This window comes from Streptomyces sp. NPDC001530 (assembly GCF_042894545.1).
In the GTDB taxonomy this organism is placed as follows: Bacteria; Actinomycetota; Actinomycetes; order Streptomycetales; family Streptomycetaceae; genus Streptomyces.
This window is the reverse complement of the sequence record NZ_JBIAVS010000007.1, coordinates 284,554-309,581: the sequence shown is the minus strand read 5'-3', so window position 1 is coordinate 309,581 and position 25,028 is coordinate 284,554. Positions and strand designations below refer to the sequence as shown.

Sequence of the window (25,028 nt, the reverse complement as noted above, 5' to 3'; positions counted from 1 at the left end):
GTGGGCTCAGCCCTGGCGGTCGGCGACCGCCCAGGAGGCGAGCGCGACGGCGCCGGCGACCGTGAACACGGCGGGCCAGGCGCCCATCTTCTTGGCCAGCGGGTGGGACCCGGCGAAGGCGGCGACGTACGCCGCGGTCAGTGCCCCGGCGGCCTTCCCGCCGGCCTGCTGCTTCCACTGCTGCGCGGCCGCGGCCCCTGCGGCGGCCAGCACGACCCCGCCGAGCTGCCGCTTCTTGGTCCAACGGGCCACGCCGTACCCGCCGATGAGCCCACTCGCGGCCACCGCCGCGGCCGGTACCTTCGCCATTGCTGCCTCCCGCTGCTGCGTCTGTCGAACGAACCGAGGCTAACGCGGATCTTCCGGCCGACCAGCGCCCGCCCTCGCGGAACGCCCCAAGCGCCAAGCTTGAGTCGAGGCTTGTCAATTTTCTTCGCGGGAGTTATATAAGAAGCCGTAGGGCATTGCACCCAGTACCTGTATGGAAGAAGTGACCTGTGATGCTCATGCGCACCGATCCGTTCCGCGAATTCGACCGCCTTGCGCAGCAGTTCTTCGGCCCCGATCACCCCGCGGCGATGCAGATGGACGCGTACCGAGCCGGTGACGACCTCATCGTCCACTTCGACCTCCCCGGCATCGACCCGGAGACCATCGACCTGGACGTCGAGCGCAACGTCCTGAACGTACGCGCCGAGCGCCGTTCCCCCGCCCCCGAGGGCGCGAACATGATCGTGGCGGAGCGCCCGACCGGAACCTTCACAAGGCAGCTGTTCCTCGGCGACACCCTCGACACGGAGCACATCGACGCTTCGTACGACGCCGGAGTACTGACCCTGCGCATCCACGTGGCCGAACAGGCCAAGCCCCGCCGCATCCCGATCGCCGGCGGCAGCAAGCGCAAGCAGCTCCACAGCTGACCTCGGCCCGACGCCCCTGCCCCGCGGGTACGCGCCTCTGGTACTGGCCCCGCGGGGCGGAGGCATCGCCGAGAGACCGAAGCGAGTTGAGCACCGGACCGCGAGGAGAGCCCGAACGATGAACCCCCTGAGCACCGCGAGAACGTCCTGCCCAGGGCGGTCGGCGACGACCTGAGAAGTACGACGCCCGAGGTCACGGCGCCAGCACCCGCCGCCCTCAGGACATGACCAGAGCGGCCCCGAGGCGTCCCAGTCGATCCCACCAGCCGCGTCGGCCGCGGCCTGGACCTGCTGGAGCAGCCGATTCCAGGTTCCGTCGGCCGACCACTGCCGGTGGCGTTCGTAGACCGTCTTCCACGGCCCGAATCGCTCGGGTAGACCACGCCACTGCACCCCGGTCCGCACCCGGTACAAAGTCCCGTCGATCACCTGTCGGTGATCCCGCCACCGGCCACGACGCCCGTTGCTGCCGGCAGGAACGGCCGCAGCCGTTCCCACTCGGCGTCAGCCAGATGACCCCGCCCCATGTCCACATGAACGACCCGGACACGGAGCAGTCACACGATCGGTAGGACAGGTCTTGTTGCCGCCGATCATGGCAGTTCGAGCTCGGGAAGGGAGAGGAAGCCTGTGATCGCTTGCACGATTTGCTCCTCGCGGTCCTCTCTGCCGGGCTTCGCGAGGGGTCCAGCCAGGTTGGCCGCGGTGAGGGCGGGCAGCAGCAGATCCAGGTCCCGACCCACCGGGTTGTCCGGATTCTCGAAGCTGAAGCCGGTGTGCAGGCCTCCGAGGTGGCCCGCCGCCCCAGAGATCGACCGGACAAGTCTTAGTCGTGGGCAGCCCTGCTGCTTGTCGCAGAACGCGGTAGCGGTTGGTGCGGCAACTGTCGAGATACAGTTCGAACGCGACTGATCTTTGCGCACGTCCTTGCGCGTGCGCGGGCTTACAAACGGGGGAACCAATGCTTCGTGTCAATCGTGGTCTGGCGACGCTGGCCGCTGCCGCCGCCGGCGTCATCTTCGCCTCAAGTCCAGCTTCGGCCGCTGGTACCTGGCAGCCGGGACGGTACCTCGGCGAGTCAAACTGGTACTGCTCAACCTCGAAGACCCACTCCGTCTCCGACCATGTGCAGTACCGAGGCTGCCTCGTGACCAACCGCAGTGGTGGAGCGCAGATCGCGCTGATTGCGACCCTGGACACCACCAAGGCCGTAGACATCAGCGGTTCACTCAACAGCAGCTTCGGCAGCAGCGCTGTCTGCACCAAGGAGCGGTACCTCGGCCAGTACAGCCTGATCTGCTATTCGCCTACCCGGCCGGTGGGCGTGTGCGACGCGCTCACTGGAGACACGTCGATGATCGTCAATGGGGTCTCCAACTACACACGAACCGGCACGCGATCCCGGCCGGTCGCCTGCGACAACGCGTAGGCGCGCCGCCTGAGCCCGCGCGTATCGGCGAGGAAGTCGAAGCGCAGCGCCTGCTGAACCGAAGCGGTGGTGGTTCTGGGTCGTTGATCCGTGCCTGCCTGCCTGCCTGCCTGCCTGAACTGGTACGGGACGCACAGCAGTTGTCGCCGCAGGCACAGGAAGCGTTGCGTCTGCGGCGGTGGCCGCGTTGGCGTCGTGCCGGGATCGCGAGGATGTCGCGGCGGTGTTCCAGGTGTCGCTCAAGCCGTTGGTTCGGCGTGTGCCGCTGCTGGTCACCGGGCTCGTGCAGGGGCATCATCACAATCCCGGCGGAACTCGAGTGCCGACGAGAGCAGCAGGCCATGGCGAACACGGATCCGATGGACCGGCAGGCGGTGTACGACGACTACGAGCGCGTCCGGCAGATCTTCCATCGTCTCCTCGATGCGGCCTCCGCGGCCGACCTGGCCCGCCCGACGAACGGCACCAGGTGGAACAACGAGCAGTTGCTGTGGCACATGCTCTTCGGCTACATGGTCACCCTGAGGCTGCTGTTCCTGGTGCGGCTGATCGGGCGGCTTCCCGCCGGTATGGGGAAGACGTTCGCCCGGCTGCTGGACGCGGCGACGGTGCCGTTCCACTTCATCAACTACCTCGGGCCGTGCGGCGCCGTGAAGGTCTATGGGCCACGCCGGACGGGCGCAGCCTTCGACCGCCTCATCGACTCACTCGGCCGCAAACTCTCGGCGGAGCCCGAGGCTGACCTCGCTCGCGGGATGTACTACCCCGTGCGCTGGGACCCGTTCTTCAAGGACTTCATGACGCTCGCGGACATCTACCGCTACCCGACGCAGCACTTCGACTTCCACCACGCCCAGCTCACCTTGGACAGCGGTCGCTGACGCCGCTGGCTGACGCTGCGGCGTGTCGGGTGGGGAAGGAGATGGTCCCCGCCTGCACAGCCTCATCACGCGGTCGCTCGGCTGGCTAACTGTGATGCTCACATGGCCACCTAGCGTCCACGTCCCCCGCCGCCCCCTTTCGGGCCGCTCGCCCCGGAACCGCCACACTCGGCAACCAGGACGGCCCTGGGCGCCTCGCAAACCGACATCACTGAGTCCCAGGCCCCGCCCCATACGGCACCGCAGAGCCACGCGCCCTCTTGAACCACGCCCCAGCCGTCCCCTGACTGAGCAGCGCAACAACAGTGACCGCTCCGGCCAGCGCGAAGATCCCACCCTGGATTCCCCGCGCAGTCCCTGCAAGCGCGAGCACGATCTGCACACTCGCCAGCACGATCGAGGCGACCCGCACCCCATTCCCGGCTGTCCCATACCGGAACGCCAGAACGAACAGCACGCACCCCATCAGGTTCTGCCCAAGGCTCGCCCCAGCAGCCCGCGACCCACTCCCGGCCCCCACCACGACCGACATCAGCAGACACAGCCCATCATCACGAAGACCGTCACCTGCGCGGCCCGCACACTGGTTGGCATGACCGGGGGTGCCACGGGAGGCACATAGCCGTACGGAGCGTACGGACCGGAGGGCGCGTACGGCCCTGAAGCCCCGTACGGACCCGGAGCCCCATACGGCCCCGGACTCTCATACGAACCAGAACTACCAGGCTGCGCATACGGATTCGGCTGCGACGGATACTCGTTCGACATGCGCAGGACCCTAACCAACGCATGCCGTCACAGCTCCGCGGACTGAGATGAAAGCAGAGCGACACCGTGCGTCGCCCATTCCGCCCAGACCTGCTCCGGCACCGGATGCCCCCTGGTGAGCAACTCGGCGATTTCTCGCTCTGCCGCCAGCTGCGTCTAGTCGGGTCTGCCACTCAAGGGGTGCTACCTCCGAGCAGTTCCCACGAAGGCCCGCCGGACACGCTGTACGAGACGGTCTGCCGACCTGGGGTGATGGTCACATGGAACTCATCGCGAAGCGGTACGCCGTCGAAGACGGCGGCGAGATCTTCGACGACATCCCACAAGCGCCGCGGCCCGATCTGGCGCACCGCGCCGGATACGTGGGCGGTCGCCGTCGAGCCTTCCTGGGTCCACAGACCAACGGCGGTGAGTTCGCCGTCATCATCCCGCCAGGAACACGAGTTGTGGCCGGCCAAGGCAATCGACAGGGGGAACCGCAGACGGTCGAGGACGTTGCCCGCGGCCACCTTGGTGTCCGTGGGTTCCACGCTACGCAGGGCATCGAACGCAGGGGCAACGGTGGGGGTGCGCCGGGGCATGAAGTGAGCGGGCGTCGGCAGGAACCGTCCGGTGGCGTGGCCCGGGGCGGTGACGGTGGCGCGCAGTACGCCGTAACCGATGGGGGCGACGATCACCGCGCCGGTCGCGGCCTGGGCGAGGAACGCCGCCGGTAGGGCCCGCAGGGCGGCGGTGGCGATGATGCGCGAGTACGGGGCACGCTGCGGCCAGCCGCGGGCGCCGTCTCCGGAGGTGACGAACGGGCGGTAGCCGGCCTCCTCGAGACGGTGCACCGCAGCCTCGACGAGGACCGGGTCGACATCGACACTGGTCACGCTGTCGTCGCCGAGCCGGTGCGAGAGCAACGCGGCGTTGTATCCGGTACCCGTCCCGAGTTCAAAGACGGTGTCGCCTTCCCGGGCGTCGAGGGCGTCGAGCATGTCCAGCATGAGGGCCGGTTCGCTCGATGAGCTGGTGGGGATGCCCTGTTCGTCCAGCTGAGTGGTGAGCGCCTGGTTCGAGTAGACGGTCTCCAGGTAGCCAGGGTCACCGCAGCTGACGGCCCGCCACGAACCTTCGTCGGCTTGGGCATAGAAGCGGGGGACGAAGATGTGCCGGGGGACGGCCGCGAACGCGTCACCCCATCCGCTGCCGAACCGTGCGCCGAGTTCCCCGGCGAACCTCCGCCGCAGCGCCGCCGACACTCGGCTGTCCGGGCCAGTCATTCGGCGTCTCCTTGCAGGTAGTCGGCGTGCGCCGCAGCGATCGGCAGGCCGGTTCGGTTTTCCACCCATGCCCACGTTCCGGCAGGGTTGTTCTCGAAGAACACCCACTCGCCGTCGGCGTCACCGTTGAGCACCGAACCGTTCCCACCAGGCCATCAGTGCCCCGGTCTGGTCACCTCAAGTGATGACCGGAGGGCCGTCACAGCTCTGCTGGCGGGGTGAGCACAGCCCTGATGACTCGACGAGCCGCCGCTGCCCGGCCTCGACCAGGGCGGCCACAGCCTGTGAAGTACAAAGATCGCCGGGATACCGCGGTGGCACTACCCAGTACGTGCCAGGTGGCTCACGGCGGTCGAGGCGAGGTACGCCCAGGTAGACGCCCTGCCCAAGACAAGGTGCGACATCGTCGTGGGTCCAGACGAGTTCGGTGTCCCGCTGGACCAGGGCGTAGTACGTGACCCCTACGGCTCGACGGTCATAGACGACGGGGCCGCAGAGTAAGTCCCGTACCGCTGACGCCACGTCAGCCAATTGGTCGGAGTCGACCATGGCGTGGACGGCATCCGTAGTCATCCGCACCGCGGCGAACCGCTTGCCGAGCGGCAGCAGGGCGACACCGTGCGTCGCCCATTCCGTCCAGACCTGCCGCGGCACCGGGTGCTCCATGGTGAGCCACTCGGCAATTTCTCTGTCCGTCGCCTGCTGTGTGTCGCCCACGGCGTACCCCTGTCCTCACATGCGGTCGGCTGGTGAGATACAGCCTGGACGCCCGGTGCGTTCGATTCGAGGACTTTGGCAGGCCATCAAGAGGACATCTATAGGGCTTACTTGGCGCCATTGGGTGACGAGCTGCGCGAGATCGGACTTACTGTGAGGCGATCAGCACAGTCTCCTTGAGGAGGTGCTCATGCCCCGTCCCACCGGCAATGTCCGCCTGAAGGCCGCGCGTGTGGCAGCCGGCTTCAACTCACAGCAGGATTTAGCCGATGCTCTGACCAAGGCCGCCCAGCGGCTTGGCCTCCGCGGCTTGTCGATCGGCGTACGTCAGGTGCGGCGCTGGGAGTCGGAGAGCCCGCCGTGGCCGCAACCGGACTGCCAGCGGGTACTCGTCCACTTGCTTGGACAGAGCGTGGAATCCCTTGGCTTCACCCCTCCATGGGGTTCTGACGGGACGCAACCCGACCGTATGCGTCGCACTCCGGTGACCGGTGACGCAGCCGCTGTCGGCCTCTCCGTCGTACCGGGGCGGACGGCCGCGACAACACAACCAGCCACTGCTGGCGTGGACTTCGAGGCCGTGACTCGATCGCATCGGCGGCTGTACTGGTCGGTCTCGCCGGACAAGCTGCACCCTGCCGTGATCGCGCACGCTGCGTTGGGATGCGCACTGCTGTCGGAGACGAGCGGCTCCACACGTCGTACTGTCGCCACAGCGCTGGCCGAGTCCTACCTCCTGGCGGGACGGATCGAGTTCTTCGATCGCCGCGAACCGAGCAGCGCGAACGACACCCTTCTCCTGGCGCTCCAGGCCGCGGGCGAGGCCGATGACCCTCTGCTCGGCTCGGCGGTCATCGCGCACATGGCGTTCATCCCCGGGTGGGTTGGCGACCGTGATACGGCACTGGAGCGGATGGTCGCAGCACGCACGTACGCCCGGCGCGTCCCTGCCTCCGCGGAGTTCCTCGCCTGGCTCGACGCCGTCGAAGCCGAGTGCGAGACCCGTTGCGGGAACACGCGTACCGCACTCCACCTGATCGGTCACGCCGAGGATGTGATCACCACGGGGAACGAGCACGCGTCGCCCGAGTGGATGGGCTGGTTCTCTCCGGCCCGCCTGGCAGCGTTCAAGGGAAACACTCAGCTGATTGCTGGGCACCTTCCCCAAGCGCGCGAGACCCTGCTCCGCGTTCTCGACGAGATGCCAGTGGGCGAGGACAAGCAACGCACCGTCGTATTCGGCGACTTGGCCGCGGTCGAAGCCGCTTCGGGGAACCCGCAGCAGGCGTGCGAGTACGCGGCTCGCGCCCTCGACCAGCTCGCCCTCACCTGGTACGCGACAGGTATGGACCGAGTACGAGAGGTTAGGCGGGCGCTCATCCCCAACCAACGCGAGCCCTGCGTTCGTGACCTCGACGACCGGCTCTACGGATGGTCGACGACACTCAGCGCGCTGAGCCGTTGAAGTTGAGGATCAAGCCGGACAGTTCCAGGAGGCTGTCGACGCGAAACGTCGGCAGCTCCTGGGCCTCGGGGCTGTTCCACTGGATCGTGGCCCAGGGCCCGCGGCGTACGAGCGCGGTGTGCATCCCCGCGTCTACGGCAGGCCGGATGTCGTTGTCGCACCGATCCCCGACGTAGAGGATCTCGTCACTCTCGAAGGGCACCACGGCCGCGACGCGCTTGAAGAACTCCGGGTCGGGCTTACTGGCACCCCAGTCGTCCGACGTACCGATCAGATCGACGTCATCGGAGAACAGCGAGTGCAGAATCCGCCCTGCCCGCACGGTTTGGTTGCCGGCGATACCAAGCCACAGACCATCGGCGCGGAGCTCGGTGAGCGCAGGCCGGACGTCCTCGTACAGGTCGCCCTCCCCGAACGTCTCCGGCTGCCCCGCGCCGACCCGCTTCTCCCGCTCCTCATAGAGATCGAAGCCGGGCTGGAACTCCTGGAATGTCTCGCGATAGTCACGGCCCTGGGCGATCACCGCCCCGAACATCGCGTGAAAGGTGTGCCTAGGCACGTCCAGCCAATCGGCCCAAGTCCCATACTCACGTGTCTCGTCCACCAGGCATTCACCGACGTCGAAAACCACTGCGCGAATCATGGGGGCAGGCTATCGAGGTGGGCGATGAGGGTTACCGGCACCTTGTGACGAAGTCAGAGTCCCAGGTCCTCTTGCTCCAGCGCTCCTACGAAGGCTCGCCAGGTGTCGGAACGGACGGTGACAACCGGGCCAGCGGGGCGCTTGGAGTCGCGCACGAGGGTGCCACTGTCCGTGTGCGCGCACTCGACACACTCGGTCTCGTTACCCCCGCTGTACGACGACTTGAACCACGCGACATCCGGTACAGCTACGGCGCCGAAACCAGTGGTCATCTCACAACTCCTCACGCGCACGCTTGATCATCGACGACGAGGCGTCGATATCCAAGGCTTGTGCGCGCAAGTATTCGAACGCAAGTCGATAACGCTCCAGTTCCTCCTCCTTCTCCATGAAGAGAGAGCCGACATGGAGGTCGACGTACACGACGTCGAGGGAGGCCTCGACTCCACCGAGGATCACGAAGCTCCCGAGTGCAGCCGCATGGGCGCCGCGGGCGAATGGCAGGACTTGAAGCGTGACGTTGGAGGACTCGCCGGCGCTCAGCAACTGGCCAAGCTGCTCCCGCATGATCTCGTGCGACCCGACCACGCGACGGATCACCGACTCGTCGAGGATGGCCCATAGGTGGGGCGCGTTGGGGCGTGCCAGGATCTCCTGCCGCTTCATGCGGATGTCGACGAGCCGCTCGATCTCCCCGGGTGAGCGCCGCATCTCGTTGGCGTGCTGCAAGGCGGTCGTGTAGCTCCGAGTCTGCAAAAGCCCGGGTACGTAAACGCAGGAGAAGTGATTCTCCCGAACGGCTTCGTCTTCGAGCGTGAGCAGTAGGTTCATGCTCTCCGGGATGGAGTCGGCGAAGGAGTTCCACCAGCCTTGCTGCTTCGCGTCCTTGGCCAGGCTCACAACAGCTCGGCGTTCAGGGTCACTTACTCCGTACGCCCGGCAGAGCGCATCGATGACAAGCCACTTCACTGGCCCGGCCTGAGTCTCGTAACGGCTGACTGTCGCCTTCGAGACTCCGACGAGCTGTCCTGCCTCCTCAAGCGTCATGCCCTTACGCGCACGCAATTTGCGCATGGTGGCGCCGAGTTGGCGGCGACGGGTTGTAGCCCTTGCGGACATGGTGTCTTCCTCCCCGGTGTGGTGCCGCACCACATACCTGGTGAGCGCCAATCAGGCTAGGTCGACCTGCAGTTGGCGTTCTACCGGATTCACCCGACCGAGTTCTGTGAGAAGTTACACGGCAAGACTTCTCACTGCCATACTCGGATTCAGATCGGCTACACAGCGTCGCCGCATGGTTGCGGTGGGCGCAGCGCTGGCGTGGCCAGGGAGGGAGCTTCGCCATGACCTTGCTCGAACAACCCGAACACCGCCTGCGCTACGTTCTGTCCTTTGATGCTGAGCCGGCGCAGTTGAGGACAGTGCGTCAAGCTGTCCGGGGCGCGCTGGGCCAGTGGGGGGCAGCAGCTGTTGCGGAGGAAGCTGAGCTAGCCGTGACCGAGTTGGCTACCAACGTCATCAAGCACGTGGGAGAGGGGGCGACTGCGACCCTTGTGCTGGAGCCCGTGGATGACCGGCTTCGGGTCGAACTTCATGACACGAGCCAGGCTGTGCCGGCGGTCACGTCGGCTGACTGTGACCTGGAGTGCGGCCGAGGACTGCATTTACTGTCGGCCATGTGCGTGGAATGGGGCACCCTGCTCACGGCCAGCGGCAAGGCTGTGTGGTGCGAGTTGTCCCTGGAACCCGCGCGCTACTGCATGCGGATCCAGCGAGCCGCCTCGGTCCTGGACGAGTACCGCCGGGTAGTCGGAGCAGCCTCGACGGCTGTGCCGGCCCACGCGGTTCCAGAGGAGTCGGTCACGGACGTCATCGCGGATCTGCTGCACTGGCTTGTGGCTCAGGGCGGAGATCCGGATGAGGTGCTGGACCGGGCGCAGATGCACTTCGAGGCCGAGGCCGAGGCTGAAGCTGAAGCTGCGTAGCGCGGTTATCCACAGCGGCCTCAGCCGGCCGGCAGAGGTCAGAGATCGGTGCGGGCAGCCGCCAGTATGGCTTGTGCGTCCGCGTATTGATGGCTGTCGTGCAGAGCCGCAACGATGTTGAGCACGGCATGCACGTCACGTTCGGCGGCGGCGGTCCGCAAGAGGGTTTCCACCTCTTCCTCAAGTCCGGCTGCCCTGTAGACGGCAACCGTTTCAGGGAACTCGACAGGCGTGATGCTGCGTGCCTTGCCCCACAGCAACACGTGTGTGTCCCGGATGCGTCCTGCTGCTTGATGCCTGTGGAGCGTCCTGAGCTCCGCTGCGAGTACGTCACTCACATGGGGCGTGAGGTGCCGGTCCCCCTCCTCGCGGGGGACCGGCACCTCTGTGCGTGGCGGGGGCATAGAAATCATGCGTCGGCGGCTGCCGTACAGATGGACTCGCCTTCGCGCGCTGCCGCGAACAACTCGGGGAGCCGGCCGACGCCTCGTGGGCGCGGTGGCAGGGGCCGCCTCAAGAGAAAGCTCCTTGGCCGGAGCCCTGGAGTCGCCGCGCCGAGTGCAGGCAGCGCAGCGTGATGCGAGCAGTCGGCGCGCACGCAGTTCGTCGAGGCTGTGACGCTCAGCCTTCCCTCGCTGTCGTACGTCCTCCGAAATGACGTCGTAGATCCTCGTCAGATGCCCGTCCTCGGGCAGCCTCTGGCCGTTGAGATAGCCGGAGTACGTGGTTGGTGCCATTCCAGCGGCTTCAGCGATCTGCTGCTGGGTCAGGTCTGTGGAGTCCTTCAACTCGCGCAGCGCGATGACGAACTCCCTCAGCTCGGAGGAACGTTCACTCGGGATTTCCTTCCACCTCTGTGTTCTGCCGGTCACATCAGTCCTCTCAGATGTCGAGTGAAGTCCACGCCTCCTAACTGTGGATGACGCTGTGTCAGCAGAGCTAGGTTCTGTGCCGGATGTGACTTACGCGCATCCCGCGAAGGTCTTGTGGGACTGGATTTCGGATGCCGCCAGACGTGACAGTGGAGCATCGCTCGGGTGGGCTTCGGGGTGTCCACGGTCTGGCTTTGAAGCGGTTTCAGAGGATCTGGCATAAGGGGAACGTGATGGATCTTCCGTCGTGGAACGACACCAAGCTCGGCACGATGAAGCGCGCGGCGCTGTGGCTCGTGACCGTGGTTGGTGAGGGCAATGTCTTCACCAAGGAGGACGTCAAGGAGGCGTTTCCGGGCGTCAGCCAGGCCGATCGCCGCGTGCGGGATCTGCGCGACCACGACTGGCAGATCGACACTAACCGCGAGGACGCCTCCCTCGGCCAGCATGAGCAGCGCTTCGTCAGGCGGGGAGCACCGGTGTGGGAGCCGGGCAAGGGGTCCCGCCCGGGGACGTCGATCACCCAGACTCGGCGCCGTGAAGTCCTGGCGAGGGATGGCCACTTCTGTCGGTCGTGCGGGATCGCCCCGGGCGAGATCTACGCCGGCACGTACGAGTCCGCGCAACTGGACATCGCCCGCAGGGTGGTGCGGCAGGCGGACGGCAGCGAGGCCGTAGAACTCGTCGCCGAATGCAACCGGTGCCGTGTCGGGGGGCGCGGGACGACGGTGGACTTCGGGACGGTACTCGCGGACGTCGAGACCCTCAGTGGCATGGAACGCAGGATGCTCGCGGACTGGATCGATCAGGACAAGCGCGATTTCAGCAAGGTGGAACTGATCTGGGCCGACTACCGCACGCTCCCTGAGGAGTCGCGGGCGAGGATCCGGAAGGCGCTTGAGCCGGGCGACTGAGGCTCACACCGCCGCACATGCCCGAGGAGGCCGGAATCCGTGCCGGCTTCCTCGGTGAGACCTGACCAATAACTTTCTGCAGGAGAACGCTTTCGTGAGCAAGGAATTCGGCCGGCCGCCGCTGGCGCAGGAAAACCAGACGCTGGTCGAGCAGCGTCTGAAGGAGGCCGCCGGCAGCGGCGGCATCCGTGAGACGCTGACCGTGGAGTGGCGTACCAAGCCGATGCACGTCGAGGTCATCGACATGCCGGTGGACTCCCTCTACTACAACCCGGGGACTCACCGCATCCGAGCTCAGCGTAGCCATGATCCGGCGCGGGATTTGCTGCTCGACGAGGACCCGTGGAGTCCGGAGAGCCAGGGCTACCTGCACTACCTGCTCCAGGCCCTGCCGGCTGACCCGTCGAAGCGGGATCCGGAGTTCGAGAATCTCGCGGAGAGCCTGCGTGAGTACCGGCAGAACGAGCCCGGCCTCATTACTCGGGATGGCATCCTCGTCAACGGCAACACCCGCAGGGCAGCGCTCAAAGAACTGGGAGTCGCGAATATCCGGGTCGGAGTCCTGCCGGAATCGTGCACCTGGGATGACGTCAGTGCGGTCGAACTCTCACTGCAGCTTCGTCCCGACCAGCGTCGTGACTACTCGTACATCAACCGGCTGCTGGCCATTGACGAGCAGCATCTCCTCGGGCGCACCATGGCTGATATCGCGCGAGAATTCCGTATCCGAACATCAACGTGTGAGCAGGATCTGTGGATCCTCTCGTGCCTGCGTGACCTCATTGACCGCTCCAGGGATGGGGACGCTCAGCTTCGGCTCCTGGACTTCGAGCAGCACCAGGAGAAGCTTCGTGAACTCCACCGCCGCTACGTCAAAGAGGCGACTGTCAATAGAGACAACGCTGAGTTGATCAAGGAGACGAGGCTCGCTGCGATCGTTTTGGGCTTCTCGAAGACTGACGTTCGTCTCATCGAACCGGACTTCAGGGCCCGGTACTTGGACCAGAAGCTTCCCGAGGCGCTGAGGTCGGAACCGTCAGCGTCGGCTGCCGTGGCTATCCCGGGGCTTAACCGGACGGTCAAGTCCGCAGCTCCTAGAGTCGCCCAGGCCAAGTCACTGACGGATACGGTGCTGAAGGCCAAGGCTGTGGAGGCTGCCGAGGACGGGAAACTCACCGAGCGTGGAACTGTCGCGGCCAAAGCGTTCTCCGCAGCGCAGAAGGCGGTAGAAGACGCCCTGGAGCCCGCGGGCAAGGACGCCCGAGTCCGTAAGCGGAAGCAGGCCGCCCCCGATCGCATCACTGATGCCTGCCAGGACATCGAGCAGTGCATCACTGACCTCACCCTCGCTAAGGCGTCCAACAGCCTGGATGAGGAAGCGTTCGACGAGGCGGTGCTCGCGCTGCGGCAGTCGCTGGCGAAGCTCGCAGTGGCGACGCAGCGGAGCATCAAGGCCCCTGGCGACGGAGTCGCGTGGCTGCTGGACGCGGTGCGGCAGGAGGGCGCGTGACCGCGATTGCGGAACCGTCTCTGCGCGTTGCTTTCGATGTCACCCGGACCCGGGCTGTCCTCCGGGCAGCTCGAGGTTTCGAAGGCGACTTCGCCAAGGTGGCCGCCCGCTTTCCAGCGGGCGGGCAGCGTACTTCGCTGTCCGTGGAGGTCGACCTCGACGACTTCCTGACAGGCCTGGACGCACTGGCCGTCTGGCCGCACGCGGACACGGTCGAGTGGGAGCCAGACCTGATTACGCTCGTCGGTGGCGTGCTCGACGACGCTGATCGAGCGGAGGAGCTGCTCAGCAATCCGGAAGCCATCAGCCTTGTCGCGTCGGACGAAGTACACGCACACCTCGGCCTGGAGTGGTGCGCCGACCTCACTGACTTCCAGATACGGGATATCGCCCAGCTGCTGTCGATGCAGCACGGCGCGAACTTCTCCGTGCCGGGAGCCGGCAAGACGCGCGTCGGCCTCGCGGTGTTCGCTGCGATGCGCGCAAGGGGCGAAGCACACAGGCTTCTGGTGGTGAGCCCCAAGTCAGCCTATGAATCGTGGCGTTACGAGAGTGAGGTGTGCTTCAAGGAGCCTCTCACCGTTCGGGTCATGGACGGCGTTCCAGATCCCGGTACGGACGTGCTCATCGTCAACTACGAGCGCCTCGATCGTTCCCTTACGGCACTTGCCTCCTGGCTTCGCGCGGCCCCGGCCGTGGTCATCCTTGATGAGGCACACCGGATGAAACTGGGTTCACGGGGCATCTACGGAAGCGCGTGCATGGCTTTGGGGCCCCTTGCCCGGCGGCGCCTCATCCTTACCGGGACGCCGGCTCCCAACGGGGCACGCGATCTTGAGAACCTGCTCTCCTTCGTCTGGCCTGGACACGGGCGGCGCGTGGTCACCCAAGCGGTCGCCGGCGGGGATCTGTCGTACGCCAGCAGCGTGCTTCGTCCGATGTTCACGCGTACCACTAAGAATGAACTCGGGCTGCCTCCCTTCGAGACACGTATCCGGTACGTCGAATTGCCTTCCCTGCACCGCGAGGTGTACGACGCGTTGATCGGAAACTTCACCGCTCGGGCCGAGGCCGGCCGCTCCGACTTTGACGCACTCGGCAAGGCGATGCTGCGCCTGCTCATGGCAGCCACCAGCCCGGCACTGCTGCTGGAGGGGGAGAGCCGATACGCGCCGCTCTCCTATCAGGTCCCCCCGCTGGCAGTTCCAGAGACTGATTCGCTGTACTCCCTGATGCAGCAACTGCCGAGCTACGAACTCTCGCCCAAGTACAAAGAGGCACTGAGCATCGTTGCCGAGAATGCCGCGAGGGGCCGGAAGACCCTGGTCTGGTCGACGTTCGTACGCAGCCTGACGACCATGGAGAAACTCTTCGCCGCCTATCAGCCTGCCGTGGTCCATGGAGGTACTCCGGACCGAGAGGAACAGATCCGGCGGTTCCGCGAGGACCCGGACTGCCATGTCCTGCTGTCGAACCCGGCCACCCTTGGCGAAGGCATCAGCCTTCACCAGGTCTGTCATGACGCTGTGTACGTTGACCGTGACTTCATGGCGGGCCGGTTCCTGCAGAGTCTCGACCGCATCCACCGATTGGGGCTTGCTCCCGGCACGGAGACGCGTGTCACGGTGCTCGCCGCTGAGGCCACGATTGATGAGGTTGTTGCTCTCCGGCTCGAGGAGAAGCTCGAATTCATGGGGCAGATCCTGGATGACCCGTCTGTGCAACAACTCGCGGATCTGGAGGAGGAACCGGCCCTAGCAGCGGGAATGGACATGGCTGATGTTCGCGCGCTGCTCAGGCATATTGATGGCCACGGCACCCGGTGAAGGCACGCGCCGCGCCGCGCGGCGCTGGCTTGAACACCTCCATGTGGCCGATATTCCGCGCTTACGTTCGCTGTTCACTCACCACCCGGACTACTCGGACCTCACCCCGGTCCAGTACGCGGATGGTCTTGCCTGGCTGCTCAGGCAGGGGATTATTACGCCGGACGGCCGCTCGCTGGTCAGGGTCGGTGCGCATGAAACGCGTGACCGGGCAGCGGCGGTCCAGGTCTCCCGAGTTCGCTGGACCCCCGCTGCCGAGGCCGCGCGCAGGGAAACGGGGACCGCCGGCGAACGGGCCGTTGTCCGGCTGCTGGAACTGAGCGCTTCAGCCCGCGTTGTTCATGTGGCCGCGCTTTCCGACGCGTATGGCTACGACATACAGGCGGAGTCGAAGGACGGAGCGGTCGGCCACATCGAGGTGAAGGCGACAACTGACCCGACCAGACTGATTGTTTACCTGACACGTCACGAGTACGAAGTGATGCGCAGGGACCCTGACTGGCTCCTCGCAGCTGTACTGATGGGTGTGCAAGGCGACGCCCTGAACGTGGTGACGGTCAGCCGGGCCTGGCTGGGTTTGGCCGCACCTGAGGACAGAGACTGCAATGGTCAGTGGGAGTCCGCGCGTTTCAGCGTCCCGTTTCATGTACTTACGCCCGGCATCGTGAGGGCTGACGGTCGGCGGCTGGTTCCGGACGCTCTTGCTCCCCTCATGCCTGTCTGGGGTTTGTCACAGGCCCCGTCGGCGCTGTCGATGTGAGCCAGAGCAGCTGCGATCCTGTCGCCGACCGCTCGGGCGACCGGTGGCGGGAAAGCGTTTCCCACTTGCCGGTACGCGGATGTCTTGCGGCCTTTGAACTTCCAGTCCGGAGGAAAGCCCTGCAGGAGTGCCATCTGCGCGACTGTGAGCTTCACTGGCAGGGGCGTGCCGGGCGTTGGCGGCCTGTCGGCTACTCCTGAGCCGTCGACGCTCAGTTCCGCCCAGGCCCTCCGGGCACGTGAGGGCCCGAGATCCGGTCCGCCGTGCTTCTTCGAGCCACCACACAGGGTCGGGGCGATCCGCTGAGCCCGCTCTGCCCATAGATCCGCCAGTTCCCATCCGTGGGAGGCCATGGACTCACGGAGTACGTTTCCCACGAGCGGGGTGCTGTCTGGGCCGGACAGGGCTTCGGGCCATGCGAAATGCCTGAACGTGTCCGCCTCCAAGGCCACAAGAACGGCGCGGGGCCTGAGCTGCGGGACGCCGTATTCGCTGGCATACAGCAGTTTCCACTCGGCGGCATACCCGAGTTCGGAGAGAGCGAGGAGAATGCCGTGCCGGTAGCCGGAGAACTTCTTCTGCAGCAGCCCTTTCACGTTCTCGATGAGGACTGCCCTGGGCTTGATGGCTGAGACCAGGGAAATGACGGCGGGAAAGAGGTCCCGCTCATCGTTTGCGCCCAGTTGTGCTCCTGCCAGTGAGAACGGAGGGCATGGAACTCCGGCCGCTAGCAACGAGCACCGACTCCAGCGGTCGGTGTACACGGCGTCAAGTGTGCGGATATCGGAGTGCATGACGTTCCACTGAGGTCTGTTGGCGCGCAGTGTCTCGCACGCATCCGCCTCCAGCTCAACAAGAGCGGCGTGGCTGAATCCGGCCTGCTCCAGGCCTAGAGCCTGGCCTCCCGCGCCCGCGCAGAGTTCAAGACAGGTGAAGGTGGCAGGACGCGTTACGGGCTGCCCGGGCACGGACCCTCCTGAGGGGGGAAGCTGGTGAGTGGCTGCGCCAGCTTGCCGTCACTTGCCGCGGCATGTGACGGCAAGCTACTGTTCCGCCGCCATCGAAGGACTCTGTGGATCTTTGTTCGAGCTGGAGGAGATATGCGGGACGGCGGACTGGACTGGCGTGACGGGGGACTCGGCACCCGCGTCCGGGTGGCGCTGTGGCTGCGGGATGAGGTCGGCGAGGGGAACACCTTCAAGAAGCGGGCCTTGCGTTTGGCGATCCCAGGTTCGGAACAGGTGGACCGCCGAATGCGGGACCTCCGGCCCGCGGGCTGGGTGATCAAGACTTACCGGGACAAGCCCAGCCTGAAGGCGGATGAGCTGTACCTGGAGAAGATCGGGGTTCCGATCTGGGAGAAGGAACGACGGGCGACCGGGCTGCGGCAGATCAGCTCGCGGACCCGGCGAAGCGTCTACGAGCGTGACCTCCACATGTGCCGCCGCTGCGGCGTGGCGGCGGGGGAGGCCTATCCAGGCGAGCCGGGGTCCAGGGCCAGGCTGACTCTGGGGCATGTGAACCCCCATAAGTCTGGTAGTGGGTCGAGTCCCGCAGACTTGATCACCGAGTGCGCCCGGTGCAATGAGACGGTGAGGCATCTCACGGGACCGCAGATGACCAGCGAGCAGGTGTGGGACCGGATCAAGGAACTCCCGCTCCGTCACAAGAAGGACCTGCTGCTGTGGATGGCTGCTGACGCCCGGGCGCAGACTGACACGGAGCGTGCCTGGGGGATGTACAGACAGCTTCCCGGGGAGTTGCGTGAGGGGATCAAGCGGGACTTGGAGGTACTACTGGAGAGCTGATGTACAGAGAAAGAGGGGCAACACGCGGGATGACCGGTGGCTGTGGATGCGACACTTGCGTGTCTGTAACCAGTCAGTACCGGGAGGCGTTCGATGAGTTCCAGCGGCCAGTCGCTGACCTCGATTGAGATCTGCGCGGGCGCGGGAGGCCAGGCTGTCGGCCTCCACAACGCGGGGTTCAGCCACCTCGCGCTCGTCGAGATCGACAAGCACGCGGCAGCGACGCTGGAACTCAACGTGGCCGAGCGGAAGTTGTGGGGTGCTGTGGAGGCTCTGCAGTGCGAGATCCTTCCCATGGACGTGAAGGACTTCAAGCCCGCCAAGCACCTCAAGAAGTTCAACGAGCGAGAGAAGCGTCCTATTGAGCAGGGTGAACTGGCCCTTCTCGCCGGTGGAGTTCCTTGCCCGCCCTTCTCTGTCGCCGGAAAGCAGCTGGGAAAGGATGACGACCGTGACCTTTTCCCGACCATGCTGGACCTGGTGGAAGAACTCAAGCCGCGTGCGGTGATGATTGAGAATGTCACTGGCCTGGTTAAGCCTTTTGATAAGTTCTCCACTTACCGTGAGGACATTAAGCGGCGACTCCGCTCCGAGGGATACGTGGTGTGCGGCTGGCGACTGCTCGAAGCGGCTGATTACGGGGTTCCCCAGCTACGCCCCCGCGCCATTCTGGTGGCCATCCGGGAAGACTGCTACCGCGGCTTTTCCTGGCCCAAGCCGACTGGGGAACTCAAAACGGTCGCTGCGGCGCTTGATATCTCGATGAAGCGGCGCTTTAAAAAAGCGAACCGGCTGGACTGGTACGAAAAGTGGCGTAAGAAGGCTACCGAGGCTGGAACGGTAGGACCGACGTTGGTCGGCGGCTCCAAGAAGCATGGTGGCGCTGACTTGGGGCCGACGAGAGCCAAGAGGGCCTGGGCGGCTCTTGGTGTGAACGGCATGGGCGTCGCCAACGACGAGGACGACGTCAATCTTGAGAGAGACCTGGGGGACGGAGGGGAGGTTGGCCCCATGCTCACTGTCGAGCAGGCGGCCATCATCCAAGGCTTCCCCAATAACTGGCGTTTCTCCGGCCGCAAGACCGCTCAGTACCGCCAGGTGGGCAACGCGTTCCCGCCGCCGGTGGCCGAGGCTGTGGGAAAGGCGATCAAGGAGGCCCTGGAACGCACAGGCGACCTCGCGGAGATCCCTGACGGAGATCTTGAGCTCGACGGGATGACATGGGATTCAGTCCAGGGGACCCTCGTCTGATGCGGCCTTCCGCCGCTCGGCGACCAGCCGGATGATCTCGGCAGCGGTCTCTTCTGCCGGGCTGTGCTCCCAGAACCGCAGGACGAGCCATCCAGCCTCAGTGAGCTGCTGATCGGTATCCCGGTCGCGCGCGACGTTGCGTGCGACCTTCTCCGACCAGTAGCCCGGATTGGTCTTCGGTGACACGTAGTGATCGGGGCAGCCGTGCCAGTAGCACCCGTCGATGAACACGGCGACCTTCGCCGGCCGGAAGACCATGTCCGCTGTCCGGCGAAGGTCAGGCAGCGGACGTGCTGCAACCCGGTATCTCAGGCCTTGGGCGTGCACGAGCCGCCGGACCACGCGCTCCGGCTTGGTGTCCCGGCTTCGGATGGCCTGCATATTGCGGCGTCTCGCGGCGGATGATGCCCAGGATCCCTCTGGCGGGGACCAGGGCTGTGGCTCGTTCATCTGCTGACTCCTGCCGCGCACGGTTGCGCAGGTTTGCTCGGTGGCCGGGCATAGCCACGCTACGGGGTGTCGATGACCGCCTCACCCTCAAGGGCTGAGTTGATGGCACGGAACCGGACCAGCGGGGAAGCCTTGGCGTGGCGGTTCGTGGCCGGTACGAACGCCACGGCCAGGACAATCTTGCCGGGGTTGATCTGACCGTTGTTCGTGATGAGCGAAGAAGGTGCCCCCAGTCCCGTATCGATCACGGGATAGAGCAGGAGCGCACCCCGGCGCGGGCGGTGCAATTCGCTCGCGAACGGGTCCTCGTCTGTGAGGGGACGCGCTCCCGCGATGCGCTCGGCGGCCTGGCGGTGTGCCATACCCGAGATGCGGTTGAAGACGCCGCGGGCCCTCCTGGAGCGCTGGACGAGACTCAGCGTGTCGCTGCCGAGGATGTTGGCCTTCACCGACTTCGGCCCACTCGTCTGGGGCGCGATGACGACCCAGTCGTCTGTGCCGCAGCCGGTGTCGCCCGGGTCCCGCAGATAACGCAGGTGGGGTCCCATGAGGTCGGGGCGTCCCCAGACAAGTCCATTCATCACCGTCAGTAGCTGACCGTGGGGGATGACGCACGTCCTCGCGGGGTAAGTCGTGTAGTTGCCACGGTCGTTGGCGGATAGGTGCACGAACGGGACTGGCTCTTGGCCGAGTTCGGTGAGAACCGGTGCCCACGTCTCCGCGTTGCGCCGCAGTTCCTGAGGAGCAGTCGGGTAAGCGGTGGGTTCCACCCACGTCCCGGGCGACCGCACCTCCACCAGCTCGGCGTTGAACATCTTGTTCGGAGCGGACGGCTTGAGCCAGGGAAGGCGCTGCGAAACCAACGGCGGCACCTGCGCAGGCGTAACCTGCGGCCGCCCGTCCACCGGCTCCGCGTACCGCTCCAATTCCCCCCGGAATGTCTCCTCGTCCTGGCAGATCGCCTCGAACGCCTCGTACAGGTCGATCTCCTTCTTGCCCATCGTCTCTGCGCGGCCGAGGTAGAGGCGGACGAGATCCTGGTAGCCCTTGCGGAAGCCGAACCAGCGCCCCATCTGCATCAATGTGGAGGCGTTGTTCGTGCGACGGCGGTAGTAGGAGACCGTGAGGCCCTCGACCGTGAAGCCGCGCGCGAGTTTTTGGCCGCCGATGAGGATCTTCCAGATGGGGCGCTTGTCGAAGTCGGCCTCGCCGGTCTCGATGTCCTTGTCGCCATTGACGACGATGATGGGTTGGTCGTCGCCACCAATACGGATGGCGGCTGCACCGATGTAGGGAGCAAGATCCTTGTACGTCGCCGGGACAGCGTGGCCGTCGGCGCGGACGTGGGAGACGGGAGCGAGGTCGGTCTCGAAGAGTTCGCGCAGACGTTCGTGCCCGGAAGGGCCGGTATAGCCGGAGTGCCACCACAACTGGCTTACGCGTCCCATGAGTTCACGCTGGTCGGCAGTGCGGACTGACTCGTGGATGAGCATGGTGTGGTGCTGGAAGTAGCGGTCGCCGAGGCCGTTCGCCTCGCGGTACAACTTCATCGCGGCCGTGAGGACGAACATGTCCAAGGCCTGCTGGAGCGCCGTGTCGTCCTCGTCGGAGTCGAGGACGATGTCGCGTACGTGGGCCCGCTCGTTGGAGTCGGCGAAAGACCGCTCTGCGGGCGGGATTGGCGAGTCCAGGTCATGGAAGTCCTGCACGCCCATGTAACCCGTCGGGCGGGGCAGGGAGACGATGAAGTCCTTGGGGAAGATGTCCTCGGTGTCGCCGGGGTCGACGAAGACGTTGGCGAACGGTGTCGCCGTATAGCCGACGTACTGTGCCCGGGGGAGCATCCGCAAGAGTTCGGAGATCTTCTGGTTGATAGCGGTGCGCTCGGCATCCGGCTTGGCGGGATTGGCGGTGTTGACCGAGGCCTCGTCGGACTCGTCGTCGATGATCAGGACCGGGATCTCGGAGAGCGGGGTCTTGATCTTGTTGAGATCCTTGACCAGTTTGGTAAGAACGGTCTTGTTCTTCTTGACGACCATCAGGCGCGCCGAGGCGCGGTGCAGATTGCGCGGGTCGTGGAGGGGGAGCGCGGGTTCCCGCTTCTCGAACTCCAGGGCCACGATTCCCTGGAGCAGGCTGTTGTAGTCCTCGCGCCGGGTCGTCATCCGTACGATGTCGAAGCCCCCGAGGGCCGAGGGCAGCCCACCGTGAGAGAGGAACTTCCCCTTGGCCCAGGCCGGGTCGTCGGCGTAGTCGGACTCGTACTCGGCCGCTCCACGCAGGATGTTCTCGCGGCCGACGAGTTCCATATCCAGGCGGCGCTGGGTCTGGGCGCGCAGGAGGTTGAGGGTGCCGCCGAGGACGATGACGAGGCGGTAGCCGGCGTCGAGGGCCTTGGCGATGACGCCGGTGAAATTGGCGGTCTTGCCCGACTGCACGTAGCCGACGACCAGGCCCTTGGACTGGTAGGCAGTATCGGAGGTCGGGTCGGCCAGCCGCTCGACGACACGGTCGGTGGCGATGTCCAGCCCGGCGACCGCCGTCTCCGGCCAGCCCTTGTCGGAGAGCAGCCGCCGGTAGGCGGGCCAGTACCAGCTGTATCCCTGCTGCGACTGCGGCGTGTACCAGGGGGTGTGCTCCGGCGCGATGACCACGGGACCCGCAGCCTTGGGGACGGGGACGAGTGCGGTGAGGAGCTTGTGCGTCTCCTCTCCCAGCCCCAGAAGGGTCAGTACGGCGGTCCGCCGCTCGTCGGTGCGGGGTTCGGTCTCCGTCCAGGCCGGGGTGTCGGCGTAGTCCCACTGGGTGAGCTGCTTGCGCCACAGCTCCACCAATTGATCGGTGGCGTGCGAGGTGTGCAGGGTGTCCCGGAAGTCCGCCTCGGTCGTGTACTCCGCCGCCTCAGGGACCTCGTCTTCTGCCTGGTAGGCAAGGGCGCGCACCAGGTTCTTGGGTCGGCTCGCCCGCATGCCGGCGAGTGCCGATGTGTGAAGGGTGAGGCGGAGGACGTCTGCGGTGTTGCTCATGAGGGTTTCCTCGGGCCTACGGAAGCCGGAAGCCGGCCAGGGCGGACGGGGGGTGGGGCGACGCGGGAAGGTCTGTCACATCGAGTACGTAGGTGACGGACGAGATGCGCTCGCGTGCTACCTCGGGGAGGGCGGAGAGATCCAGGCGGGGCAGCGCGTTGGCGTCGAGCAGGAGGAGCGGAGAACGCAGACTCCAGCGCTCGTCGTCCCGGGATGCCTCCGACCAGCCGGATGCGGCCAGTTGGCGGTCGAGGCGGGCGAGCGCGGCGGGGGCGTGTTCGGCGACCTTCGCGTGCACCGTCTGCGCGCATTCCGCCAGGGTGCGACCGTTCGTGCCGCCGCGGGTGAGCTGGAGCGACGCGAACCAGAGGAGGCGGCCTGGAGTCGGGGTGAGCTGGGTGATGCCGTGAATGGTGTGGCGTCGCTGCTCGGAGGCCGTGGTTTTCACCTCGAGGTCGAATCCCGGAAGCCCGAAGTCGTGCTCCTCGCCGTCGGGACCCGTCCAGGACTCGACGGCCGCTGCCCAGCCGCACTCGTTGGACAAGGCACGGAGAACGGCGAGTTCACCGATCAGGCCAATACGTTGCTCCAGGCTCAGAGCACGGGGTCTGTCGAGCAACGCGCTCCATGCCTGCACGGTCTCCGCGTACGCCTGGTCGAGAGTTCGGCCGTGGACCACGATCCGGTCGGCGACTGCGCAGAGAAAGTCGTGGAAGTCGCGGATCAGTTCCGCCCTGACTGTGCGGATACGGGCGTAGCGCCGGCTCGGGTCGGCGATCCGGTCGATGCGGATGGTGGGCAGGGTTGCCTGGGGAGTGCGTCCGTGTCTGTCCAGCTCGACGTGGAGAGCGATGTCGCTGCCGCCGTGCTCGACGACGTACGAGACCTGCGGGTGTGCGCCGGGCCGGGAGAGCGGGAAGGTCGTGGCCTGCCCCAGACCCAGGTAGTACTCGACATCGGTCCAGGCGACATGTGGCCCTGAGGGGGAGTCAGTCATCGTCTCCCACCCGGTCCAGCTCCGCCCGGGCCGCGGAGACCAGGATCGACTGCCACAGCTGCAGGTTGTCCTTCTCCCTGCTTCCGCTGTACTCCTTCTCGAAGACCTGATGCAGTAGTACGTACATCAAGGACTTCAGCATTGGTGCGTCGTTGAGCCCGCCGCGTCGGCCGCCCAGGATCGCCGCTCGATAGTGCTGGTTGAGGACGATGGTGCGGCCCTCGCGGTCGATGTCGAAGAAGACGCTGGTGTCCAGCTTCTGCCAGCGGACCGAGATCGGATCCTCGTACGGAATCGCCGGCAGTTCGTCTGCGACGGTCTCCCGCACGGCGGGGTCGAAACCCTTCCCCGGTGGCAGGACCGCCTTGCGTGTGGTGCCGGACCGCTTGCGGGCCTCGCGGTAGACGGTCTCCGCAGCCGCCAAGTACCGCAGAAACGTGAGCCCCTCGCCGTCGACGGCCTTCTCCAGAGCGGAGGTGAATTCCGGAGAGGCCTCGACTCCGGCCTTCTTCACGGTGAGACGGAAGACGTCCGCGGGCACGTCGGGCAGGTCGATGGCTATGCGCGCGAGAGAGAGGTGCTGCTCCGGCTGCCGGAAGTTGTTCCAGCCTCCGGCCTGTACGAGGCGGTCGTGGCGGTAGAAGTAGAAGCCCTGCCGGTCGAGGACGGAGCCGACTGCCTTGTACTCGTCCAGGTTGGACTTCGGGGTCCAGATGTGGGCGTCCAGTGTCACGTCCCCGACGGACGGCACGGCTGCCGTGATCCGGCGCGGATGGTCAGGGTGGCCGCTGACCGGGTACGCGAAGGGGTCGAGAGGCTCGACGCCGAAGTCCAGGTAGACGGTGCCCGTGCGGACGTCCTCCACGGCGATCGTGATGTTGAAGTCGTCGCGGGCCAGGAAACGGTGCAGGTGCAGCCCCAGGTGGAGGCCGAGCTTGTTGATCGTTCGGTGGAGGTAGCGGTCGGTCTGGCCGCCGCCTCCGTGCTTCGGGAAGTCCTTCACGGCGTCCCACCGGACGACCGTGCCCTGCCAGACGATGGGCCGGTCCGCATATCGGTCGAGCAGCGTCTGCGCGTAGCTCGGCTCGACAATGTCGCACTGGAAGCCGGACACGGCCCGCTCCATCAGCCAGCGGCGGCCCGCGGTGCGAGTGCGCTTGGTGGTGGAGACGACCGTGACCGCGGATGCGTGGCTGAGTGATGCGGACTTCAGGCCGGTTCCGAACATCCCGAGGGCGTTCGCCGCGTAGTCGCGGCGGCCGCCTACGGTCATGGCGACGTCCAGTTCCTCCTCGCTCATGCCCTTGCCGTCGTCTACGACGAGCAGGCTGACGAGCTCGTCGCCGTCGCGGAGGAAGTGGATCACAACGTCCTTGGCGCCGGCGTCGATGGAGTTGTCGACGAGGTCCGCGATCGCCACCTCGAACCCGTATCCCTGGCTGCTCAGCGCCTCCATGTATCGCGCGTCGGGTGGAAGATGCTTGCTCCCGGCGGTGGGCACGTCGAACTGCCAGTCGGTGGTCATTTCCTCGCCTCGGGAG

Annotated in this window: 25 protein-coding genes and 1 pseudogene; 11 read left to right on the top strand and 15 right to left on the bottom strand. The window is 65.9% G+C overall.

The genetic code is table 11. From position 1 onward, the window contains the following. Positions 1-6 precede the first annotated feature (6 nt). Positions 7-309, bottom strand: a complete 303-nt coding sequence (locus tag ACFY0T_RS16510) for a hypothetical protein (protein ID WP_388870114.1) — start codon at positions 307-309, stop codon at positions 7-9. Between the two features lie 191 nt (positions 310-500). On the opposite strand from ACFY0T_RS16510, the gene ACFY0T_RS16505 reads away from it, so the two are divergent. Continuing rightward, positions 501-920, top strand: a complete 420-nt coding sequence (locus ACFY0T_RS16505) for an Hsp20/alpha crystallin family protein (RefSeq protein WP_388870111.1) — start codon at positions 501-503, stop codon at positions 918-920. A 240-nt stretch (positions 921-1,160) separates the two neighbouring features. Here ACFY0T_RS16505 and ACFY0T_RS16500 read toward each other — a convergent pair. Both ACFY0T_RS16500 and ACFY0T_RS16495 read right to left on the bottom strand, forming a co-directional pair. Further along, positions 1,161-1,447, bottom strand: a pseudogene (locus ACFY0T_RS16500) (transposase); the annotation flags it as partial. A gap of 66 nt (positions 1,448-1,513) precedes the next feature. Continuing rightward, on the bottom strand, positions 1,514-1,843 hold the full coding sequence (locus ACFY0T_RS16495; RefSeq protein ID WP_388870108.1) for a hypothetical protein: 330 nt from the start codon (positions 1,841-1,843) through the stop codon (positions 1,514-1,516). Between the two features lie 224 nt (positions 1,844-2,067). Between ACFY0T_RS16495 and ACFY0T_RS16490 the strand changes: the two genes are divergently transcribed. Together ACFY0T_RS16490 and ACFY0T_RS16485 are read left to right on the top strand one after the other, a co-directional pair. After that, positions 2,068-2,349, top strand: a complete 282-nt coding sequence (locus ACFY0T_RS16490; protein WP_388870105.1) for a hypothetical protein — start codon at positions 2,068-2,070, stop codon at positions 2,347-2,349. A gap of 341 nt (positions 2,350-2,690) precedes the next feature. Continuing rightward, on the top strand, positions 2,691-3,230 hold the full coding sequence (locus ACFY0T_RS16485; protein ID WP_388870102.1) for a DinB family protein: 540 nt from the start codon (positions 2,691-2,693) through the stop codon (positions 3,228-3,230). A 941-nt stretch (positions 3,231-4,171) separates the two neighbouring features. On the opposite strand, the gene ACFY0T_RS16480 is transcribed toward ACFY0T_RS16485, so the two are convergent. The 3 genes from ACFY0T_RS16480 to ACFY0T_RS16470 are packed head-to-tail and all read right to left on the bottom strand — an operon-like array spanning position 4,172 to position 5,980. Continuing rightward, complete coding sequence (locus ACFY0T_RS16480) at positions 4,172-5,263, bottom strand: methyltransferase domain-containing protein (protein WP_388870100.1); 1,092 nt, start codon at positions 5,261-5,263, stop codon at positions 4,172-4,174. Continuing rightward, positions 5,260-5,397 (bottom strand): hypothetical protein, encoded by a 138-nt coding sequence (locus ACFY0T_RS16475; RefSeq protein ID WP_388870097.1) that lies wholly within the window; start codon positions 5,395-5,397, stop codon positions 5,260-5,262. The genes ACFY0T_RS16480 and ACFY0T_RS16475 overlap by 4 nt, the downstream gene beginning before the upstream one ends. A gap of 43 nt (positions 5,398-5,440) precedes the next feature. Further along, complete coding sequence (locus ACFY0T_RS16470; protein ID WP_388870095.1) at positions 5,441-5,980, bottom strand: hypothetical protein; 540 nt, start codon at positions 5,978-5,980, stop codon at positions 5,441-5,443. A 190-nt stretch (positions 5,981-6,170) separates the two neighbouring features. On the opposite strand from ACFY0T_RS16470, the gene ACFY0T_RS16465 reads away from it, so the two are divergent. After that, a complete protein-coding gene (locus ACFY0T_RS16465) occupies positions 6,171-7,445 on the top strand; it encodes a transcriptional regulator (protein ID WP_388870092.1) in 1,275 nt (424 codons plus the stop codon). On the opposite strand, the gene ACFY0T_RS16460 is transcribed toward ACFY0T_RS16465, so the two are convergent. The 3 genes from ACFY0T_RS16460 to ACFY0T_RS16450 are packed head-to-tail and all read right to left on the bottom strand — an operon-like array spanning position 7,426 to position 9,207. Further along, complete coding sequence (locus tag ACFY0T_RS16460; RefSeq protein ID WP_388870089.1) at positions 7,426-8,088, bottom strand: HAD family hydrolase; 663 nt, start codon at positions 8,086-8,088, stop codon at positions 7,426-7,428. The genes ACFY0T_RS16465 and ACFY0T_RS16460 overlap by 20 nt on opposite strands. 53 nt (positions 8,089-8,141) lie before the next feature. Beyond that, the gene (locus ACFY0T_RS16455; protein ID WP_388870087.1) at positions 8,142-8,360 is read right to left on the bottom strand and encodes a DUF397 domain-containing protein; all 219 of its coding nucleotides are present in this window, start codon (positions 8,358-8,360) and stop codon (positions 8,142-8,144) included. Between the two features lies 1 nt (position 8,361). Continuing rightward, positions 8,362-9,207, bottom strand: a complete 846-nt coding sequence (locus ACFY0T_RS16450) for a helix-turn-helix domain-containing protein (RefSeq protein WP_388870084.1) — start codon at positions 9,205-9,207, stop codon at positions 8,362-8,364. A 224-nt stretch (positions 9,208-9,431) separates the two neighbouring features. Between ACFY0T_RS16450 and ACFY0T_RS16445 the strand changes: the two genes are divergently transcribed. Then, entirely contained in the window at positions 9,432-10,073 is a 642-nt protein-coding gene (locus ACFY0T_RS16445; RefSeq protein ID WP_388870081.1) for an ATP-binding protein, read from the top strand. Positions 10,074-10,111: 38 nt separating this feature from the next. Here ACFY0T_RS16445 and ACFY0T_RS16440 read toward each other — a convergent pair whose 3' ends face one another. Further along, entirely contained in the window at positions 10,112-10,945 is an 834-nt protein-coding gene (locus ACFY0T_RS16440; protein ID WP_388870078.1) for a helix-turn-helix domain-containing protein, read from the bottom strand. A gap of 233 nt (positions 10,946-11,178) precedes the next feature. On the opposite strand from ACFY0T_RS16440, the gene ACFY0T_RS16435 reads away from it, so the two are divergent. The 4 genes from ACFY0T_RS16435 (at position 11,179) to ACFY0T_RS16420 (ending at position 15,955) form a co-directional block, all read left to right on the top strand. After that, positions 11,179-11,859 (top strand): hypothetical protein, encoded by a 681-nt coding sequence (locus tag ACFY0T_RS16435; RefSeq protein ID WP_388870075.1) that lies wholly within the window; start codon positions 11,179-11,181, stop codon positions 11,857-11,859. Positions 11,860-11,953: 94 nt separating this feature from the next. Next, positions 11,954-13,369, top strand: coding sequence for a transcriptional regulator (locus ACFY0T_RS16430; RefSeq protein ID WP_388870073.1), 1,416 nt, complete (start codon positions 11,954-11,956; stop codon positions 13,367-13,369). Then, positions 13,366-15,195 carry a DEAD/DEAH box helicase gene (locus tag ACFY0T_RS16425; RefSeq protein ID WP_388870070.1) on the top strand — a complete coding sequence of 610 codons (1,830 nt, stop codon included), beginning with the start codon at positions 13,366-13,368 and terminating at the stop codon, positions 15,193-15,195. The genes ACFY0T_RS16430 and ACFY0T_RS16425 overlap by 4 nt, the downstream gene beginning before the upstream one ends. Next, a complete protein-coding gene (locus ACFY0T_RS16420; RefSeq protein WP_388870067.1) occupies positions 15,176-15,955 on the top strand; it encodes a DUF3883 domain-containing protein in 780 nt (259 codons plus the stop codon). Before ACFY0T_RS16425 ends, ACFY0T_RS16420 begins: the two co-directional genes overlap by 20 nt. On the opposite strand, the gene ACFY0T_RS16415 is transcribed toward ACFY0T_RS16420, so the two are convergent. Beyond that, a complete protein-coding gene (locus ACFY0T_RS16415; RefSeq protein WP_388870063.1) occupies positions 15,838-16,923 on the bottom strand; it encodes a DNA cytosine methyltransferase in 1,086 nt (361 codons plus the stop codon). The two genes, ACFY0T_RS16420 and ACFY0T_RS16415, sit on opposite strands and share 118 nt — an antisense overlap. Before the next feature lie 132 nt (positions 16,924-17,055). On the opposite strand from ACFY0T_RS16415, the gene ACFY0T_RS16410 reads away from it, so the two are divergent. Together ACFY0T_RS16410 and ACFY0T_RS16405 are read left to right on the top strand one after the other, a co-directional pair. After that, positions 17,056-17,763 (top strand): HNH endonuclease, encoded by a 708-nt coding sequence (locus ACFY0T_RS16410; protein WP_388870060.1) that lies wholly within the window; start codon positions 17,056-17,058, stop codon positions 17,761-17,763. A gap of 93 nt (positions 17,764-17,856) precedes the next feature. Next, positions 17,857-19,014: a DNA cytosine methyltransferase gene (locus tag ACFY0T_RS16405; protein WP_388870057.1), complete on the top strand. Its 1,158-nt coding sequence runs from the start codon at positions 17,857-17,859 to the stop codon at positions 19,012-19,014. On the opposite strand, the gene ACFY0T_RS16400 is transcribed toward ACFY0T_RS16405, so the two are convergent. The 4 genes from ACFY0T_RS16400 to ACFY0T_RS16385 are packed head-to-tail and all read right to left on the bottom strand — an operon-like array spanning position 18,991 to position 25,012. Beyond that, positions 18,991-19,464: a very short patch repair endonuclease gene (locus ACFY0T_RS16400; protein WP_388870054.1), complete on the bottom strand. Its 474-nt coding sequence runs from the start codon at positions 19,462-19,464 to the stop codon at positions 18,991-18,993. The genes ACFY0T_RS16405 and ACFY0T_RS16400 overlap by 24 nt on opposite strands. A gap of 59 nt (positions 19,465-19,523) precedes the next feature. Beyond that, positions 19,524-22,490 (bottom strand): Z1 domain-containing protein, encoded by a 2,967-nt coding sequence (locus ACFY0T_RS16395; RefSeq protein ID WP_388870051.1) that lies wholly within the window; start codon positions 22,488-22,490, stop codon positions 19,524-19,526. Positions 22,491-22,506: 16 nt separating this feature from the next. Continuing rightward, positions 22,507-23,487, bottom strand: coding sequence for a PD-(D/E)XK motif protein (locus ACFY0T_RS16390; protein ID WP_388870049.1), 981 nt, complete (start codon positions 23,485-23,487; stop codon positions 22,507-22,509). Next, on the bottom strand, positions 23,480-25,012 hold the full coding sequence (locus ACFY0T_RS16385; protein ID WP_388870046.1) for an ATP-binding protein: 1,533 nt from the start codon (positions 25,010-25,012) through the stop codon (positions 23,480-23,482). Before ACFY0T_RS16385 ends, ACFY0T_RS16390 begins: the two co-directional genes overlap by 8 nt. Between the last annotated feature and the right edge of the window lie 16 nt (positions 25,013-25,028).

Bases quoted from the DNA above. Each gene is read 5' to 3' on its own strand.
- ACFY0T_RS16510 (WP_388870114.1), bottom strand. From the start codon at position 309: ATGGCGAAGGTACCGGCCGCGGCGGTGGCCGCGAGTGGGCTCATCGGC.
- ACFY0T_RS16460 (WP_388870089.1), bottom strand. From the start codon at position 8,088: ATGATTCGCGCAGTGGTTTTCGACGTCGGTGAATGCCTGGTGGACGAG.
- ACFY0T_RS16390 (WP_388870049.1), bottom strand. From the start codon at position 23,487: ATGACTGACTCCCCCTCAGGGCCACATGTCGCCTGGACCGATGTCGAG.
- ACFY0T_RS16505 (WP_388870111.1), top strand. From the start codon at position 501: ATGCTCATGCGCACCGATCCGTTCCGCGAATTCGACCGCCTTGCGCAG.
- ACFY0T_RS16485 (WP_388870102.1), top strand. From the start codon at position 2,691: ATGGCGAACACGGATCCGATGGACCGGCAGGCGGTGTACGACGACTAC.
- ACFY0T_RS16480 (WP_388870100.1), bottom strand. From the start codon at position 5,263: ATGACTGGCCCGGACAGCCGAGTGTCGGCGGCGCTGCGGCGGAGGTTC.
- ACFY0T_RS16465 (WP_388870092.1), top strand. From the start codon at position 6,171: ATGCCCCGTCCCACCGGCAATGTCCGCCTGAAGGCCGCGCGTGTGGCA.
- ACFY0T_RS16455 (WP_388870087.1), bottom strand. From the start codon at position 8,360: ATGACCACTGGTTTCGGCGCCGTAGCTGTACCGGATGTCGCGTGGTTC.
- ACFY0T_RS16450 (WP_388870084.1), bottom strand. From the start codon at position 9,207: ATGTCCGCAAGGGCTACAACCCGTCGCCGCCAACTCGGCGCCACCATG.
- ACFY0T_RS16400 (WP_388870054.1), bottom strand. From the start codon at position 19,464: ATGAACGAGCCACAGCCCTGGTCCCCGCCAGAGGGATCCTGGGCATCA.
- ACFY0T_RS16410 (WP_388870060.1), top strand. From the start codon at position 17,056: ATGCGGGACGGCGGACTGGACTGGCGTGACGGGGGACTCGGCACCCGC.
- ACFY0T_RS16385 (WP_388870046.1), bottom strand. From the start codon at position 25,012: ATGACCACCGACTGGCAGTTCGACGTGCCCACCGCCGGGAGCAAGCAT.
- ACFY0T_RS16445 (WP_388870081.1), top strand. From the start codon at position 9,432: ATGACCTTGCTCGAACAACCCGAACACCGCCTGCGCTACGTTCTGTCC.
- ACFY0T_RS16420 (WP_388870067.1), top strand. From the start codon at position 15,176: ATGGCCACGGCACCCGGTGAAGGCACGCGCCGCGCCGCGCGGCGCTGG.
- ACFY0T_RS16435 (WP_388870075.1), top strand. From the start codon at position 11,179: ATGGATCTTCCGTCGTGGAACGACACCAAGCTCGGCACGATGAAGCGC.
- ACFY0T_RS16405 (WP_388870057.1), top strand. From the start codon at position 17,857: ATGAGTTCCAGCGGCCAGTCGCTGACCTCGATTGAGATCTGCGCGGGC.
- ACFY0T_RS16395 (WP_388870051.1), bottom strand. From the start codon at position 22,490: ATGAGCAACACCGCAGACGTCCTCCGCCTCACCCTTCACACATCGGCA.